Source organism: Rhizobium sp. BK049 (assembly GCF_014193135.1).
Taxonomy (GTDB): Bacteria; Pseudomonadota; Alphaproteobacteria; order Rhizobiales; family Rhizobiaceae; genus Rhizobium.
The window spans coordinates 61,360-75,799 of sequence record NZ_JACHYV010000022.1 but is presented as its reverse complement, the minus strand read 5'-3'; the positions used below and the strand labels follow the sequence as shown (position 1 = coordinate 75,799).

Here is a 14,440-nt window from a genome sequence, read left to right as displayed (position 1 = left end):
CTGACGCTAGAATCGCGCTTCACCGGAGAGAAGGTCATGGAAACGAAAATGCTCAATGCGCATATTCCGCTTCCGCTTGCAGAAAGGTTGGATGCCCTGGCTCTCGACCTGGCGCTGCCGCGCGACGAGATCGTCATCGAGGCTATCGCTGCCTGGCTCGACAGCGAGGAACGCCGCCGCATCGTGGCACTGCGCACGATCGCAGCCGCCAACACCATCGTTGTCGTCGAACAGGACCGCGTGATCGACTGGGCCGACAGCCTTTGAAAGCACGCCCGACCGCAGCCGGTCTTCGACAATCGCCTTGCGAGGTCAAATCATCGCAATCACGAAAATGCCCTCCCCGCTCACGCCGGGAGGGTCGATTTTTATTCCGCGGCCTCTTCCGCCTCCTCGGCGTGATCGGAGAGGAAGCCGCCGGACTGGCGGTTCCAGAGGTCGGCATAGATGCCGCCGCTTTCGATCAGTTCGCCGTGCGAACCGGCCTCGACGATCCGGCCCTTGTCGAGCACGATCAACCGGTCCATCTCCGTCAGCGTCGAAAGCCGGTGGGCGATCGCGATCACGGTCTTGCCTTCCATCAGGGCGAAGAGGTTTTCCTGGATCGCCGCTTCCACTTCCGAATCGAGCGCCGAGGTCGCCTCGTCGAGCACCAGGATCGGCGCATCCTTCAGGAAGACGCGAGCGATCGCAATGCGCTGGCGCTGGCCGCCGGAGAGCTTGACGCCGCGTTCGCCGACCTGCGCGTCAAGCCCCTGGCGCCCCTGCATGTCGACGAGCCCTTCGATGAACTCCCAGGCATTGGCCCGCTTGGCGGCTTCGATCACCTCGGCGTCAGTCGCCTCCGGCCGGCCGTAGGCGATGTTGTCGCGGATCGAGCGATGCAGCAGCGACGTATCCTGTGTCACGACGCCGATCAGCGAACGCAGGCTCTCCTGCGAAACGCCTGATATATCCTGCCCGTCGATGGTGATGCGGCCGGCTTCCAGATCGTAGAAGCGTAGGAGCAGGTTCATCAGCGTCGTCTTGCCGGCGCCGGAACGACCGACCAGACCGACTTTCTCACCTGCCTTGATGTCGAGCGACAGATTGTCGATGACACCCTTGCCCTGGCCATAGTGGAAGCGGATGCGATCGTAATGGATCGCCCCCTTCTTCGCCGTCATGTCAGGCGCATTCGGCTTGTCGATGATGTCGTGCTGCTTGCTCATCATCTCCATGCCGTCATAGACGGTGCCGATATTCTCGAATAGCGCCGAGACTTCCCACATGATCCATTGCGACATGCCGTTGACGCGCATGGCAAGACCGATGGCGATAGCGATCGCGCCGACCGAGATCGCCCCGTTCAGCCAAAACCAGATCGACAGGCCCGAGACGACGAAGAGCGCGACGCAGTTGTTCAGGTAGACGCTGATATGGAACAGCGTCACCTTGCGCATCTGCTTGTGCACGGTCTGCAGGAACTCGTCCATGCCCTGTTTGGCATAGATCTCCTCACGTCCCGCATGCGAGAACAGCTTGACGGTGGCGATGTTCGTATAGCTGTCGACTACGCGGCCCGTCATCATCGAACGCGCATCCGCCTGCTGGGCCGCGATCTTGCGAAGCCGCGGCACGAAGTACGACACGATGCTGATATAGATGGCGAGCCAGATGAGGATCGGGATCATCAGCCGCCAGTCGGCAGCGGCAATCACGATGATCATCGTCAGGAAATAGCTGACGACATAGACGAAGACGTCGAGGATCTTCATGACAGTTTCGCGCACGGCAAGGGAGGTCTGCATCACCTTGGTCGCGACGCGCCCGGCAAACTCATTGGCGAAGAATGTCATGCTGTGGCGCAGCAGGAAGCGGTGCATCTGCCAGCGCGCCATCATCGGATAGTTGCCGAGCAGCATCTGGTGCATGATGAGGGAATCGAGCCCGGCCGCCAGCGGCAAGCCGACCAGCACCAGCGCCGCCATCCAGAACAGCTTGTGGCCTTCCGTCTGCAGGAAGGTGGCGCGGTCGGCATTGGTCAGCCAGTCGACGATATCGCCGAGGAACTGGAAGAGCGCCACTTCGCCAACGGCAATCGACGCCGTCAGTAGGGCCATCAGGCCGAGCCACGGCGCTGCCGGTTTGCTGTAATGCCAGCAGAAGGCAAAGAGACCTTTCGGGGGCGCGACGGGCTCCTCGCTCGGAAAGGGATTGAGTCGCTGTTCGAACCAGCCAAACATGAAATTGCTCCGAAACATCAGCATTCCGGCTCCCGGCTTCGCGCCATCCCGGCGCTATGCAAGCACATATGGGAACCGGACGTTCAAGGGGCGAGGCTGAAACAGCCGCACGATCGATCAAAAGGGAAGTTTTAGAAGGAAGCCCGCTCTAGCGGCGCCATGTCGCCTTGGTCGGCATCACGGCGGGAAAGCGCATAATGAGCAAAATATTCATGAGGCCCTCCCTGCTGGCGTTCGAAGATGTGCATGCATAACGCGAAAACTGCGAAATTTCCAGCCCTAACTGGCGCGAATAGAACGTTTCTGGGCCAAACTGCGCCCTGTTGCGCTGAAATCACAGTTGTATTAGGCCTCCCGCGTCGAAACGAACGGGCGCCGCCTGAATGACGAATCTCAGACTCGCACTCTACCAGCCGGACATTCCCGGCAATACAGGCACGATCCTGCGCCTTGCCGCCTGCCTCGGCTTCACCGTGGATCTGATCGAGCCCGCCGGCTTCGACGTCTCCCATCGTAACCTGAAACGATCGGGCATGGATTATGTCGCCGCCGCCGCGCTGACCCGCCACGTCAACTGGGACCGCTTCGAGGCCTGGCGCGCCACGACCGACCGGCGCCTGATCCTCGCCTCCACCAAGGCTGCCGATCACTATACCGACTTCGCCTTCCGGCCGGACGATGTGCTGCTTTTCGGCCGCGAAAGCGCCGGTGTGCCGGATCACGTGCACGAAAGAGCTGACGCCCGTATCCTCATCCCGATGGTCGAGGGTCAGCGCTCGATCAATGTCGCAATTTCGGCAGCCATGATCGTCGGCGAGGCGATGCGGCAGACCGGCTGGACCTGATCAGCCCCGGCTTGGAAAAGATCGTCTGTATATTGCTGAAGTGTCGGAAATCGAACATTGTGAATCCTTAAAACCGGAGTATATCTATTAGCCGGGCAATCAAAAATATCGGAGGATTGGCACAATTTCAATAGCTTGAGAAGATGAGTCCTCAGGCCAATACCCCTCCAAACCGATGAAAGCAGACTAAAACAAGAAGATGGATTCTACGATCATCATGATCAACCTGTTCGGAGCCGTGGCGCTGCTGTTGTTCGGCCTCGCGCAGGTTAAGGACGGCGTATCCAGGGCCTTCGGCGCCCGGCTGAGAACCGGGCTGGCGACTGGCACGCGGGGCGGCCTTCGCTCATTCCTGTCGGGGCTGGTGGCGACTGTGGCGCTGCAGAGCTCGACGGCAACGGCGCTGATGACCGCCTCCTTCGTCGAACGTGACCTGATCAAGCCGCGCATGGCCCAGATCGTCTTGCTCGGCGCCAATGTCGGCACCGCGATCACCGCATGGATCGTCGCGACTGGCATCGAATGGCTCTCTCCACTCCTGATCCTCTGCGGCATCGTGCTTTACCGCGGTCGTTCCAGCACCCGGCAAGGCGGCGGCGCAGCGCTGATCGGCATCGGCCTGATGTTGTTGTCGCTGCATCTCCTGAGCCTTGCGACGGAGCCGATGCGCGCCTCCCCCGCTCTCGCCGCTTTCATCAGCCTGCTCGATGGCGCTTTGCCCGTGGCTCTCCTTTTCTCGGCAGCGCTCGCCTTCGTCTCATCGTCCAGCCTGGCGGTGGTGGTGCTCATCCTGTCGCTCGCCTCGGCCGGACTGATCTCAGCCGAGCTGGTCATCGTGCTCGTGCTCGGCGCCAATCTAGGCGGCGCAATACCCCCTGTCGTCGCGACGCTGTCCGGCCCGGCCTCCGCGCGGCGCGTCACTCTCGGCAATCTCGCCGTCCGCACGCTCGGCTGCGTCATCGCCTTGCCGCTTGCGGGCTACGGTGCGGAGCTCATTCAGATGTTGCCCTTCGGCCCGTCCAAACTGCCCGTCGACGCGCATCTGCTCTTCAATCTTCTGCTCGCCGCACTCGCCTGGCCCTTCTCCCGACCGCTCGCCACCCTGATGACCCGGCTGGTCCCGGACCAGGCCGAGCCGGACACCGCGCCGAAATATCTGGACGCGCATGAGCTTTCGACGCCCGTCATTGCTTTAACCAGCGCCACCCGCGAAGTGCTCGGCATCGGCGACCTCATCGAGCGCATGCTGATCCGGGTCTCCGAAGCCTTCGAAGGCAATGACTCTTCCAAGCTTTCCGAAATCGCGACCCTCGAAGAGCGCGTCGACAAGCTGCAGCAGGCGGTGAAGGTCTATCTGTCGAAGCTCGGCCGCGAGGGGCTCAGCGACGAAAATGCCCGCCGCTCGATCGTCGTCATTGACTATGCCATCAACCTCGAACACATGGGCGACATCATCGAAAAGGGCCTGCTGGAACAGGTGAGGAAGAAGATCTCCCTCGGGCTCAGATTTTCCGACGATGGTCATCAGGAACTACGCAAGCTGTTCGACCTGACGATCGACAATCTTCGTGTCGCCCAGACGATCTTCGTCACTCGCGATTTCAATCTTGCGCGTCAGATGATGGAGACAAAGGTGGAGGTCCGGCGCATGGAGAAACAGTCGGCCGAACACCATCTGGAACGCCTGCGCGACGGACGCGCCGACAGTCTGCAGACAAGCTCGCTGCATCTCGATATGCTGCGCGACCTGAAGAGGATCAACGCCCACATCGTCTCGGTGGCGCATCCGATCCTGGATGAAAGCGGCCTTCTGATCGAAAGCCGAGTGCGCGCCGTCGCGGAGTGACGGTCAGTCCGCCGAAGGCAGGCGGCGCATGGTGAATTCGATCCGGTCACCGTCAAGCTGGCGCCAGCTTTCCACTTCCGTCCAATAGGCGGCTTTCGGATATTCGTCGAACCATTCACGCGCCTTGGCGCGAGCATCAATCAGGCCGAGGCAATATGTCTCCCGCACGAAATGGTCTTTCTTACGGGAGGGATTTTCCGCCCGGTGTCTCGCCATTCTGCGTTTCAGGCCGTCGAAGGACGGAGGTCCTGGAATTTTTGCCATCAAACCTACCTCTCCGGAAAAGGTAGTATCGAAATAGTTGATTTGCGAGTCGAATCTTGAATGCGGCGACCGGAACCCGCGTCGGCTTGGCGGCGGGCGCCGCCGCCTGCTAGATGGGAGGCAACGAGGAATTGAGCGAGTCGTGCCCACACAGGATGCCGACCGCGGAGGCGTGACATGGAAAGACCCGAACTGCCGATTGGCTTGCCTGACGATATCGAGGAAAGGAAGGAGACCGCGCGCAGGTGGTTTGAAGCGCTGCGCGATACGATCTGCGCCTCCTTCGAAGCTCTCGAAGACGAATTGCAAGGCCCCCTATCCGATCAGGAACCAGGCCGCTTCGTCGCCAAAGACTGGTCGCGTGAAAACGGCGCCGGCGGCGGTGGCCGCATGTCGATGATGGAAGGCCGCGTCTTTGAAAAGGTCGGTGTCCATACATCAACTGTCCATGGCGAATTCTCTCCGGAGTTCCGGGCCCAGATTCCGGGCGCCAAGGACGATCCGCGTTTCTGGGCCTCGGGCATCTCTCTGATCGCCCATCCCGTCAACCCCAACGTTCCGGCTGTCCATATGAACACCCGCATGGTGGTCACGACAAGCCGCTGGTTCGGCGGAGGGGCCGACCTGACGCCGGTGCTGTCGCGCCGCCGCACCCAGGAGGACGAGGACAGCCAGCTCTTCCATAAGGCCATGGAGATCGCCTGCCGCAATCACGCCGTCGCCGATTACGGCGCCTACAAGGCTTGGTGCGACGACTACTTCTTCCTCAAGCACCGCAATGAGCCCCGCGGCATCGGCGGCATCTTCTATGACTGGCTGCATTCGAGCGAGGCAGCCGGCGGCTGGGACGCCGATTTCGCCTTCACGCGGGATGTCGGCAGGGCTTTCGCCATGGTCTATCCGAAAATCGTTCGCTCCAACTTCAACAAGCTATGGACGGAAGCCGATCGTGACGAACAGTTGATCCGCCGAGGCCGTTACGTCGAATTCAATCTGCTGTATGATCGCGGCACCATCTTCGGCCTGAAGACCGGCGGCAATGTCGAATCCATTCTCTCGTCGCTGCCGCCTGTCGTGCGATGGCCGTGAGACTGTAAAATCTCATCGATTATTCGAGCTGAGGGACCTTCATAAAAATTCAGTGAGTCCTAACTTTATATGTACGTGCGTAACAATCGGAGGAGGATTGTCATGACGACAGAAAGCGGCTCGCCTGCGTCCACGGATGCCCAGGAAACATTCCGTGCCATCGACACACCCGAGTTCCTTGTCCGCATTGCCGAGAAACTGCGGGCCAAGAGTGGCTCCGATCTGCCGCTGTGCTGCTTCATCGAGCAGGTCAAGTTGCAACTGGCCGGCGGAAAGTCGCCGGAGGATCTGCAGAAGGACGCAGCCAACAGCAACACGCCCGGCCATCTCTCGGAGACCTACAAAGCCTGGGCGATGCCCGACTGAACCACCTTGTCCGGTCGCCACCTCCTGCCGGCCGGAACCTTCTCTTCGCACGTACATTTCATCAATCGCGTGAAAGCGCGATGGCCGTTGCGTTCCAGACAGAGGAGAAAACCATGCGACTGTTCGAATGCGGCACGCTCGTTCCCGGCTGCGCCTGGCACACCCGGGCGGATAATGACGCAGAAGTGGTTCGCCGCGCCGTTGAGCACTTGAAGACTGCTCACGGCGAAACGATCATACGCGAAAACATGGTTGATAACATCAAGGCACGCATCCGTGACGAAGCCACCGCCGCCTGACGGCCGGTGAGCGAGTCCTGGCAACAACCATTGAAGCTGCGCCGCATCCATCCGATGCGGCGCGATGTCGGCTATTGCGCGCTTTCCTTCAGCCGGGCGAGCAGGGCCGTTCGGTCGGACGCAAAATTTTCTTCCACCCACTGGTTTTCCAGCACCGCAAGCAGTTCGCCGACGCGAGGGCCGGAGGCGACGCCCGCCGCGAGCACGTCGCCGCCATTCAGAGGAAACTGCGGCTTCTTCCAGTTCGCGGCCTGATCCATGAGCTTGCCGAGCCGCGCTGAACGCGCCATCTCGGCTAGATCGCCCTCAGCCTTGCCACGCGCAACAGCAAGGGCAAGCTTCAACCGGGTCACGATGCCGTCGAGGCCGTTACGGTAAAGCAGCCTTTCGAAAGCAGCCGGCGAGATTTCATCGTTGACCGGCGCCGCCATCGCCCAGGCCTTGAGAGTGGCCGCTTCCGCATTGGAGAGTTTCAGCCGGGCCGCAAGCGCCTCCAGCCGCGCCGCATCGGGCGGTACGATCGCCATCAGGCGCAGCAGCGGATCAGGCGCCCAGCCGAGCGCCTTCTCGGTGGCGACAAGCGAAGGGATGGCATCGATCCCCCAGCGTTCCGATTCCGGCAGAATTTCCGTCAACACCGCCACCTGCCGCATCCAGAGAAGTGCCCGGCCGGGATCGGCAGCACCGAGCAGTTTTCTAAGCTCCGACCAGACGCGTTCGGCCGACAGCGTCTTCAGTTTCGAACGCGCCGCCGCACAGGCCTTCAGACCCTCCGCATCGGGCCGCCCGGAGCCGTAATAGGCAAAAAAGCGGAAGAAGCGCAGAATGCGCAGATGATCCTCGGCAATACGCCTTGCCGCATCGCCGATAAAGCGGATGTTGCGCGTTTCGATATCGGCCAGTCCGCCAACGAGATCGACCACTTCGCCCTCGGCATCTACATAGAGCGCGTTGATTGTCAGGTCCCGGCGTTCGGCATCGGCCTTCCAGTCGGTGCTGAAGGCAACTTTGGCGTGGCGCCCGTCGGTCTCCACATCGGTACGCAGCGTCGTCACCTCGAAAGGCTTGCCATCGACGACGAGCGTCACCGTGCCGTGCTGCAGTCCTGTCGGCACCGCCTTGATGCCGGCCGCCGCCGCCCGCTCCATGACGATCTCAGGCGTCAGCGTCGTGGCGATGTCGATATCGCTGACCGGCAGGCCCATCAGGCTGTTGCGCACCGCACCGCCGACCACTCGACCTTCCCCCTTATCAGCATTGAGAAGCGCAAGGACCCGGGCGAGAGCCGGATCGCGGAACCATGCCTGGTCGGCAACGCCGGTCATGCATAAAGCCTTTCATAGAGTGTACGGACGATGCCGGCGGTGATGCCCCAAATCATCCGCGTTTCAAAGGGCATGCGGTAGAAATGCCGGTCGATGCCGTCGATCACGCGCCTATCGCGGCGGTGATTGGCCGGGTTCATCAGGAAGGAAAGCGGAACCTCGAACACGTCGTCCACCTCGGCCGGGTTGAGCCTCAGCGCGAAACCCCGCTCGACGACGCCGAGCACGGGAGTAATGCGGAAACCGGTCGAGGCGAGATAATTCGGCAACCTACCGACCGTTTCGACGAAAGAACCGGCCAAGCCGATCTCCTCCTCCGTCTCGCGGATTGCCGCCATTTCGGGCGAGATATCGGCCGGATCGATCGAGCCGCCGGGAAAGGCGATCTGGCCGGAATGTTTGCGCAGCGTCACCGTGCGCTTGGTGAAGATCACACGCGCTTCCTCGCCGTCGTCGATGACAGGCACGAGCACGGCGGCGTCGCGCAGCTTGAAGGTCGCCACCTCCTCCACGATATCCGGATTGAGAACATGGTCGCCATGATCGCGCCAGGCATGGTCCACCGGCCCGCCATTCTGATTGAGCGCACGGCGGCGGAATTCGGCTGCTGAAAACAGCGGATAACGTTGGGTGATCGCATCGTTCATCGGCTAAGCGCATCCAATTCATCGGCCGGCATGACGGGGAAGACTTCGCCGGCGGAGCAGATTGCAAACATCGTCTGCCCTTCCACTTCGACCGTCTCGCCGAGCGCGACCAGTTCATACATCACCGCGCGTGACACCAGCGCCTCCAGCCGCCCGCGCACATGCAGGTAGGGTTTCAGTTCGGCATTCTCGCCCGCAATGGAAAAGCGCAGCCGATGCTCTCTTCCCGCCTCGATGACATCACCGACATTGGTGCGGAATGTGAGCACCTGGCGGCCCTCGCGCACAGTCACGCTCATCTCCACAGCGATGAACGGCGCGTCGATGACCCTGATCCCGACCTTTTCCACAGGAGTTACGAGGTAAGTCTTTTCGTCCTCCTCTTTGCGCAGGACCGTCGAAAACAGCCGCACCAGCGCCGGCCGGCCGATCGGCGTACCCATGTAGAACCAGGTGCCGTCGGCCCTGATCTCCATGTCGATATCACCGCAGAAAGGCGGATTCCACCGCTCGACCGGTGCTAACCCGCGTTTTTTACCGCTGTTTTCGGCAGAGGCGCGCGAGATCAGCGCGGCAAGCCCCGCCGCATCCGCCTGTCCGCTGATTTCTTCGGCTGCCATTCTTCCGTCCCGGTTTGTCCTTAACGAAGTGAAGTCACGAGATAGTCATTCGTAACGAACTTGTCAGCCCGTCGCATCTCCATAACTCTATCGAGTATGAGGCAGATGTATAAGTCCGCCGATTCGCTGCCGAATGATTTCAGCCGTTGGAGATGCCCATGGGTATGATGAAGACCGAAGCCAGCCTCGATGAAAAGGCGATCGTCGCCGCCGCTGAAAGGGCGCTCTCCGATATCGCCGCCATCCGCGGGGAAGTCTCGAAAGTGATCTTCGGTCAGGAGAGCGTCGTCGAGAACACCGTCCTCGCTGTGCTGTCAGGCGGCCATGCCCTGCTCGTCGGCGTTCCCGGCCTTGCCAAGACCAGGCTGGTGACGACGCTCGGCGAGGTGCTGGGCCTTGCTGCCAACCGCATCCAGTTCACACCCGACCTGATGCCTTCGGATATTCTCGGCTCCGAGGTGATGGATCAGGACGACAGCGGCCGCCGCTCCTTCCGTTTCATCAAAGGCCCGGTCTTCGCCCAGCTCCTGATGGCCGACGAAATCAACCGCGCCTCGCCGCGCACCCAGTCGGCGCTTCTGCAGGCGATGCAGGAATATCACATCACCATCGCCGGCCAGCGCTATGATCTGCCGGCTCCCTTCCACGTGCTCGCCACCCAGAATCCGCTGGAGCAGGAAGGCACCTATCCCCTCCCCGAGGCCCAGCTCGACCGCTTCCTGCTGCAGGTCGATGTCAACTATCCCGAGCTCGCCGCCGAGCGACAGATCCTGCTCGAGACCACAGGCCTGGGCGAAACCCGGCCGGAAGCCATCATCGATGCGCAGCGGCTGATCGAAATCCAGACACTGGTGCGTCAGATGCCGGTGAGCGAGACGGTCGTCGACGCCATCCTTTCGCTGGTGCGATCCGCCCGCCCCGGCCAGGGGAATGCCTCGACCGACAAGAACGTCGCCTGGGGTCCAGGCCCGCGCGCCGGCCAGGCGATGATGCTCTGCGCGCGCGCCCGCGCGCTCTACGAGGGCCGCCTCGCCCCGTCCCTCGATGATATCTTCGCGCTTGCCGAACCCATTCTCCAGCACCGCATGGCGCTGACCTTCGCCGCCCGCGCCGAAGGCATGTCGGTGCGCGACGTCATCGCCGGACTGGTCAGGCAGGCAAAGGGATAAGGAAGCCGGACGCGTGGCATCTATCGGACAGACCGTTAACCCGACGTCAGGCAGCGATGCCCTTTCCCGCGCCAGGCAGCGGGCCGCCCTGATGCCGGACTGCCTGGTGGAAGCCAAGCGCATTGCTAATACGGTGATTGCCGGCTGGCACGGCCGCCGCAAGCGCGGCATCGGCGAGAATTTCTGGCAGTTTCGTCCCTATGCCGAAGGTGAAAGCCTGTCGCGCATCGATTGGCGCCGCTCCGCCCGCGATGATCATACCTATGTGCGCGAGCGCGAATGGGAGGCAGCGCACACCATCTGGCTCTGGTGCGACATGTCGCCCTCGATGATGTACAAGTCGAGCTACGGCAGCGTCTCCAAGGAAAGCCGAGCGCTTGTTGTCATGCTGGCGCTTGCCGAAATCCTCGCCCGCTCCGGTGAACGCATCGGCTGCCCCGGCATCATGGAACCCGCCTCCACCCGCAATGCCGCCGAACGCCTCGCAGCCGCGCTCATGCACGCGCCGCTGACCGGCGGACTGCCGGAAACAGGAATGATCCGCGGTTGGAGCGACCTCGTGCTCATCGGCGATTTCCTCGACGACGCTCCTGATATCATGGAGCGGCTCGGCCCGCTTGCCCGCCGCGGCCTGCACGGCCATGTGGTCGAGATAGCAGATCCCGCTGAAGAGATCTTTCCGTATAGCGGCCGCACAGAATTCATCGACCCGGAGACCGGCGCCAAGCTCATCTCCGGCCGCGCCGAACACATCCGCGAGACCTATCGCAACGCCTACCTCGCCCGCAGGGAGAGCCTCGGTCAGTCGCTGCGGCATCTCGGCTGGACCTTTACGACCCACCGCACCGATCATCTTGCCTCGGAGGCGCTGGTTGCGGTCCACATGTACCTGTCCGGCATGCCGGCCAAGGCAACGCATGGAGGGCTGCTATGAACGCCCTTCCCTTCGCTTTCGCCTATCCCGCCATTCTCGGCGCCCTGATCGCCCTGCCGGTCATCTGGTGGCTGTTGCGGCTGACACCACCACGTCCGAAAACGGAAGTCTTTCCACCGCTGAAAATCCTTGCGTCGGTGCTGAAACGCGAGGAAACGCCGGCGCAAAGCCCCTGGTGGCTGACGCTGCTGCGCATGCTGCTCGCCGCCATCATTATCCTTGCGATTGCTGATCCGGTCTTCAACCCGCGCACCAATTCTCTGGCCTCGGGCGGCCCGCTCGTCCTCTTCGTCGACAACAGCTGGGCGGCATCGCCCGATTGGGAGCGGCGCGTCCAGACCGCCGACGCGCTGGTGGACGATGCCGAATCCGCCGGCACGCCGGTAGCGATCGCCTTCACCGCCGACCCGACCAATGATGCGGTGCCCGGCACGGCAGCGAGTGCCCGCGACAAGCTGCGGGCTGCCGAGCCGCGGCCGCTGGTCCCCGATCGCGAGCGCGCCTTCCAGGCGCTGCGCGCGGCGCTCAACGGCGTCAAGCCCGGCACCCTCGCCTTCCTGACCGACGGTGCCGCCGCCAAAGCCGATGATCCGACGGTGCGCAGGCTCGCCGAGCTCCAGCCCGCTGATCTGCGCCTGATCGAGGGCGATGCCACGAAGACGGTTGCCGTCACCGCGGCCAGCAATGCGGCCGATGCCATGACCGTCAAAGTCACGCGGCTCGACAGTTCGCGCCCCGCATCCGTGGCGCTGAACGCCGTCGATGCCCAGGGCCGCTCAATTGCCAACGGCAGGGTGGATTTCCGTCCCGGCCAGAGCGTCGCCACGAGTTCGATCACCGCTCCCTTCGAGATGCGCAACGATTTCGCCCGCATCAGCGTCGACAACGGCGCCACGGCAGGCGCGGTCCACCTTCTCGACGATGCGTTCAAGCGCCGCCGGGTCGTCCTGCTGTCCGGTACCGGAGCCGATGAATTCCAGCCGCTGCTCTCGCCGCTCTACTACATCCAGCGGGCGCTGCAGCCCTATGCGGATATCATCCAGCCCACCGACTCCGATTTGGCCGTCGCCATACCGAAGCTTCTCGCCAGCAATCCTTCGATCATAATCATGGCCGATATCGGCCGCCTGCCGGAGGAGACCTACGAACCTCTGACACGCTGGATATCGAACGGTGGCATGCTCCTGCGTTTCGCCGGCCCGCGCATGGCGGCGGCACCTGCCGACGATCCGCTCATTCCCGTCATCCTGCGCCAGGGAGAACGGGCGCTGGGCGGCACCTTGTCCTGGAGCGAACCGCAGTCGCTGGCCGAATTTCCGAGCATCGGGCCTTTCGCGGGCATACCGCGTCCCGCCGATGTGGTCGTCAAACGGCAGGTGCTTGCCGAGCCGACACCCGACCTTGCCGAACGCACCTGGGCAAGCCTCGCCGACGGCACGCCGCTGGTGACGATGAAGCAGCTGGCATCCGGCCAGATCGTCCTCTTCCACGTCACTGCGGAAGCGACCTGGTCCGATCTGCCGATCTCGGGCACTTTCGTCGACATGCTGCGTCACCTCCTGCAGATATCGCGCTCAGGCGGTGTGACGTCTGAGGCGCGCAGCAGCGCGCGTGTCTCCGAGACCCTTCCGCCCTACCGCATGCTGACGGCCAAGGGTGTGCTCGTCTCCGAGACTGGCTCGGCGCGACCTCTGATCCCCAGGGCCGGAGCCGAACCGACGGCGGATTTCGACAATCCGCCTGGCCTCTACGGTTCGGAAGATGGTTTCACCTCATTGAACGTGCTGCCCGAGAACGCCGAACTGAAGCCGCTCGATACCGCTGGAACCAATGCCGTGCGCGAAGGCTTGATCGGCGGCGAAAGCTGGTCGGCAAAGCCGGCTCTTTTCCTGGTCGCCTTTCTGCTGCTGCTCGCCGACGGGCTGGTCGTTCTCTTCATGAACGGCGCTTTTTCGCGATTGCGCCCGGCCGCCCGCACCCTGGGCGTGATCGCAGTCGCGGTCGGCGCCGGCTTCCTGGTGCAGCCCGGCACAGTTCACGCCAACGACTCTCGGCCCGGCGACGACCTCATTCTGGAGCGGCTTGACAACACGCATCTCGCCTATGTCGTCACCGGCGAGCAGGAAGTCGACAATATATCCGAGCGCGGCCTTGAGGGCTTGACCCAGTTCCTGACCTTCCGCACGACGCTGGAGCCGGCGCCGCCCGTCGGGCTCGACCTCACCAAGGACGAGCTCACATTCTATCCGATCATCTATTGGCCGGTTTCGGCAACGGCGCCGATGCCGTCATCGGCCGCCATCAGCCGCATCGACGCCTATATGCGCAACGGCGGCACCGTGCTCTTCGATACGCGCGACCAGATAAGCGCCTTGGACAATGGCGGCAATGTCGGCGCCAACGGTCAGCGGCTGCAGGAAATCCTCGCCAATCTCGATATCCCGCCGCTCGAACCGGTACCCTCAGATCACGTGCTGACCAAATCCTTCTATCTCCTGTCGAGCTTTCCCGGCCGCTATGCCGGCAGCCCGCTTTGGATCGAGGCCCGGCAAGGTGGCCGCGAAGCGACCGAAAAATCGGCGGCGACGGCCGACGGGGTTTCGCCGATCCTGATCACCGGCAATGATTTCGCCGGCGCCTGGGCAGTCGACGAAAACGGCACGCCGATGCTGCCGACTGTGCCCTCGGATGAAGGGCAACGTGAATATGCCTACCGGGCCGGCGTCAACATCATGATGTACATGCTGACCGGCAACTACAAGACCGACCAGGTCCACGTTCCCGACCTCCTCGAACGGTTAGGGCAATGAG

Annotated in this window: 14 protein-coding genes; 9 read left to right on the top strand and 5 right to left on the bottom strand. The window is 62.5% G+C overall.

All coding sequences use genetic code 11. The features are described 5' to 3' along the window. Nucleotides 1-36: 36 nt before the first annotated feature. Nucleotides 37-267, top strand: a complete 231-nt coding sequence (locus FHT70_RS21565) for a CopG family transcriptional regulator (RefSeq protein WP_085778920.1) — start codon at nt 37-39, stop codon at nt 265-267. A 101-nt stretch (nt 268-368) separates the two neighbouring features. On the opposite strand, the gene FHT70_RS21560 is transcribed toward FHT70_RS21565, so the two are convergent. Further along, complete coding sequence (locus FHT70_RS21560) at nt 369-2,225, bottom strand: ABC transporter ATP-binding protein (protein ID WP_097597124.1); 1,857 nt, start codon at nt 2,223-2,225, stop codon at nt 369-371. A 383-nt stretch (nt 2,226-2,608) separates the two neighbouring features. On the opposite strand from FHT70_RS21560, the gene FHT70_RS21555 reads away from it, so the two are divergent. Together FHT70_RS21555 and FHT70_RS21550 are read left to right on the top strand one after the other, a co-directional pair. Then, the gene (locus tag FHT70_RS21555; RefSeq protein ID WP_085778921.1) at nt 2,609-3,070 is read left to right on the top strand and encodes a tRNA (cytidine(34)-2'-O)-methyltransferase; all 462 of its coding nucleotides are present in this window, start codon (nt 2,609-2,611) and stop codon (nt 3,068-3,070) included. Between the two features lie 199 nt (nt 3,071-3,269). Then, on the top strand, nt 3,270-4,916 hold the full coding sequence (locus tag FHT70_RS21550; RefSeq protein ID WP_183704732.1) for a Na/Pi cotransporter family protein: 1,647 nt from the start codon (nt 3,270-3,272) through the stop codon (nt 4,914-4,916). 3 nt (nt 4,917-4,919) lie between these two features. Here FHT70_RS21550 and FHT70_RS21545 read toward each other — a convergent pair whose 3' ends face one another. Further along, on the bottom strand, nt 4,920-5,180 hold the full coding sequence (locus tag FHT70_RS21545) for a hypothetical protein (RefSeq protein WP_183704730.1): 261 nt from the start codon (nt 5,178-5,180) through the stop codon (nt 4,920-4,922). 177 nt (nt 5,181-5,357) lie between these two features. On the opposite strand from FHT70_RS21545, the gene hemF reads away from it, so the two are divergent. From hemF to FHT70_RS21530, 3 genes are all read left to right on the top strand, one after another. After that, complete coding sequence (gene hemF, locus FHT70_RS21540) at nt 5,358-6,269, top strand: oxygen-dependent coproporphyrinogen oxidase (protein ID WP_183704728.1); 912 nt, start codon at nt 5,358-5,360, stop codon at nt 6,267-6,269. Nucleotides 6,270-6,371: 102 nt separating this feature from the next. Beyond that, nucleotides 6,372-6,635, top strand: coding sequence for a hypothetical protein (locus tag FHT70_RS21535; protein WP_085778925.1), 264 nt, complete (start codon nt 6,372-6,374; stop codon nt 6,633-6,635). A gap of 113 nt (nt 6,636-6,748) precedes the next feature. Next, complete coding sequence (locus FHT70_RS21530; RefSeq protein WP_064806262.1) at nt 6,749-6,934, top strand: DUF1059 domain-containing protein; 186 nt, start codon at nt 6,749-6,751, stop codon at nt 6,932-6,934. Nucleotides 6,935-7,005: 71 nt separating this feature from the next. Here FHT70_RS21530 and FHT70_RS21525 read toward each other — a convergent pair whose 3' ends face one another. The 3 genes from FHT70_RS21525 to FHT70_RS21515 are packed head-to-tail and all read right to left on the bottom strand — an operon-like array spanning nt 7,006 to nt 9,526. Next, entirely contained in the window at nt 7,006-8,259 is a 1,254-nt protein-coding gene (locus FHT70_RS21525; protein WP_183704726.1) for a CCA tRNA nucleotidyltransferase, read from the bottom strand. Further along, entirely contained in the window at nt 8,256-8,906 is a 651-nt protein-coding gene (locus FHT70_RS21520; protein WP_183704724.1) for a CoA pyrophosphatase, read from the bottom strand. The genes FHT70_RS21525 and FHT70_RS21520 overlap by 4 nt, the downstream gene beginning before the upstream one ends. Then, nucleotides 8,903-9,526 (bottom strand): DUF1285 domain-containing protein, encoded by a 624-nt coding sequence (locus tag FHT70_RS21515; protein ID WP_183704722.1) that lies wholly within the window; start codon nt 9,524-9,526, stop codon nt 8,903-8,905. Before FHT70_RS21515 ends, FHT70_RS21520 begins: the two co-directional genes overlap by 4 nt. Nucleotides 9,527-9,684: 158 nt before the next feature. Here FHT70_RS21515 and FHT70_RS21510 point away from each other — a divergent pair, with 158 nt between their 5' ends. The 3 genes from FHT70_RS21510 to FHT70_RS21500 are packed head-to-tail and all read left to right on the top strand — an operon-like array spanning nt 9,685 to nt 14,439. Then, complete coding sequence (locus FHT70_RS21510; protein ID WP_183704720.1) at nt 9,685-10,695, top strand: MoxR family ATPase; 1,011 nt, start codon at nt 9,685-9,687, stop codon at nt 10,693-10,695. A gap of 13 nt (nt 10,696-10,708) precedes the next feature. After that, on the top strand, nt 10,709-11,629 hold the full coding sequence (locus FHT70_RS21505; protein WP_183704718.1) for a DUF58 domain-containing protein: 921 nt from the start codon (nt 10,709-10,711) through the stop codon (nt 11,627-11,629). After that, nucleotides 11,626-14,439, top strand: coding sequence for a DUF4159 domain-containing protein (locus FHT70_RS21500; RefSeq protein ID WP_183704716.1), 2,814 nt, complete (start codon nt 11,626-11,628; stop codon nt 14,437-14,439). The genes FHT70_RS21505 and FHT70_RS21500 overlap by 4 nt, the downstream gene beginning before the upstream one ends. Nucleotide 14,440 lies beyond the last annotated feature (1 nt).

Excerpts from the sequence above, each read along its gene's own strand:
- FHT70_RS21525 (WP_183704726.1), bottom strand. The coding sequence starts at position 8,259 with ATGACCGGCGTTGCCGACCAGGCATGGTTCCGCGATCCGGCTCTCGCC.
- FHT70_RS21545 (WP_183704730.1), bottom strand. The coding sequence starts at position 5,180 with ATGGCAAAAATTCCAGGACCTCCGTCCTTCGACGGCCTGAAACGCAGA.
- FHT70_RS21510 (WP_183704720.1), top strand. The coding sequence starts at position 9,685 with ATGGGTATGATGAAGACCGAAGCCAGCCTCGATGAAAAGGCGATCGTC.
- FHT70_RS21515 (WP_183704722.1), bottom strand. The coding sequence starts at position 9,526 with ATGGCAGCCGAAGAAATCAGCGGACAGGCGGATGCGGCGGGGCTTGCC.
- FHT70_RS21535 (WP_085778925.1), top strand. The coding sequence starts at position 6,372 with ATGACGACAGAAAGCGGCTCGCCTGCGTCCACGGATGCCCAGGAAACA.
- FHT70_RS21520 (WP_183704724.1), bottom strand. The coding sequence starts at position 8,906 with ATGAACGATGCGATCACCCAACGTTATCCGCTGTTTTCAGCAGCCGAA.
- FHT70_RS21500 (WP_183704716.1), top strand. The coding sequence starts at position 11,626 with ATGAACGCCCTTCCCTTCGCTTTCGCCTATCCCGCCATTCTCGGCGCC.
- FHT70_RS21530 (WP_064806262.1), top strand. The coding sequence starts at position 6,749 with ATGCGACTGTTCGAATGCGGCACGCTCGTTCCCGGCTGCGCCTGGCAC.
- FHT70_RS21565 (WP_085778920.1), top strand. The coding sequence starts at position 37 with ATGGAAACGAAAATGCTCAATGCGCATATTCCGCTTCCGCTTGCAGAA.
- FHT70_RS21550 (WP_183704732.1), top strand. The coding sequence starts at position 3,270 with ATGGATTCTACGATCATCATGATCAACCTGTTCGGAGCCGTGGCGCTG.
- FHT70_RS21560 (WP_097597124.1), bottom strand. The coding sequence starts at position 2,225 with ATGTTTGGCTGGTTCGAACAGCGACTCAATCCCTTTCCGAGCGAGGAG.
- FHT70_RS21555 (WP_085778921.1), top strand. The coding sequence starts at position 2,609 with ATGACGAATCTCAGACTCGCACTCTACCAGCCGGACATTCCCGGCAAT.
- hemF (WP_183704728.1), top strand. The coding sequence starts at position 5,358 with ATGGAAAGACCCGAACTGCCGATTGGCTTGCCTGACGATATCGAGGAA.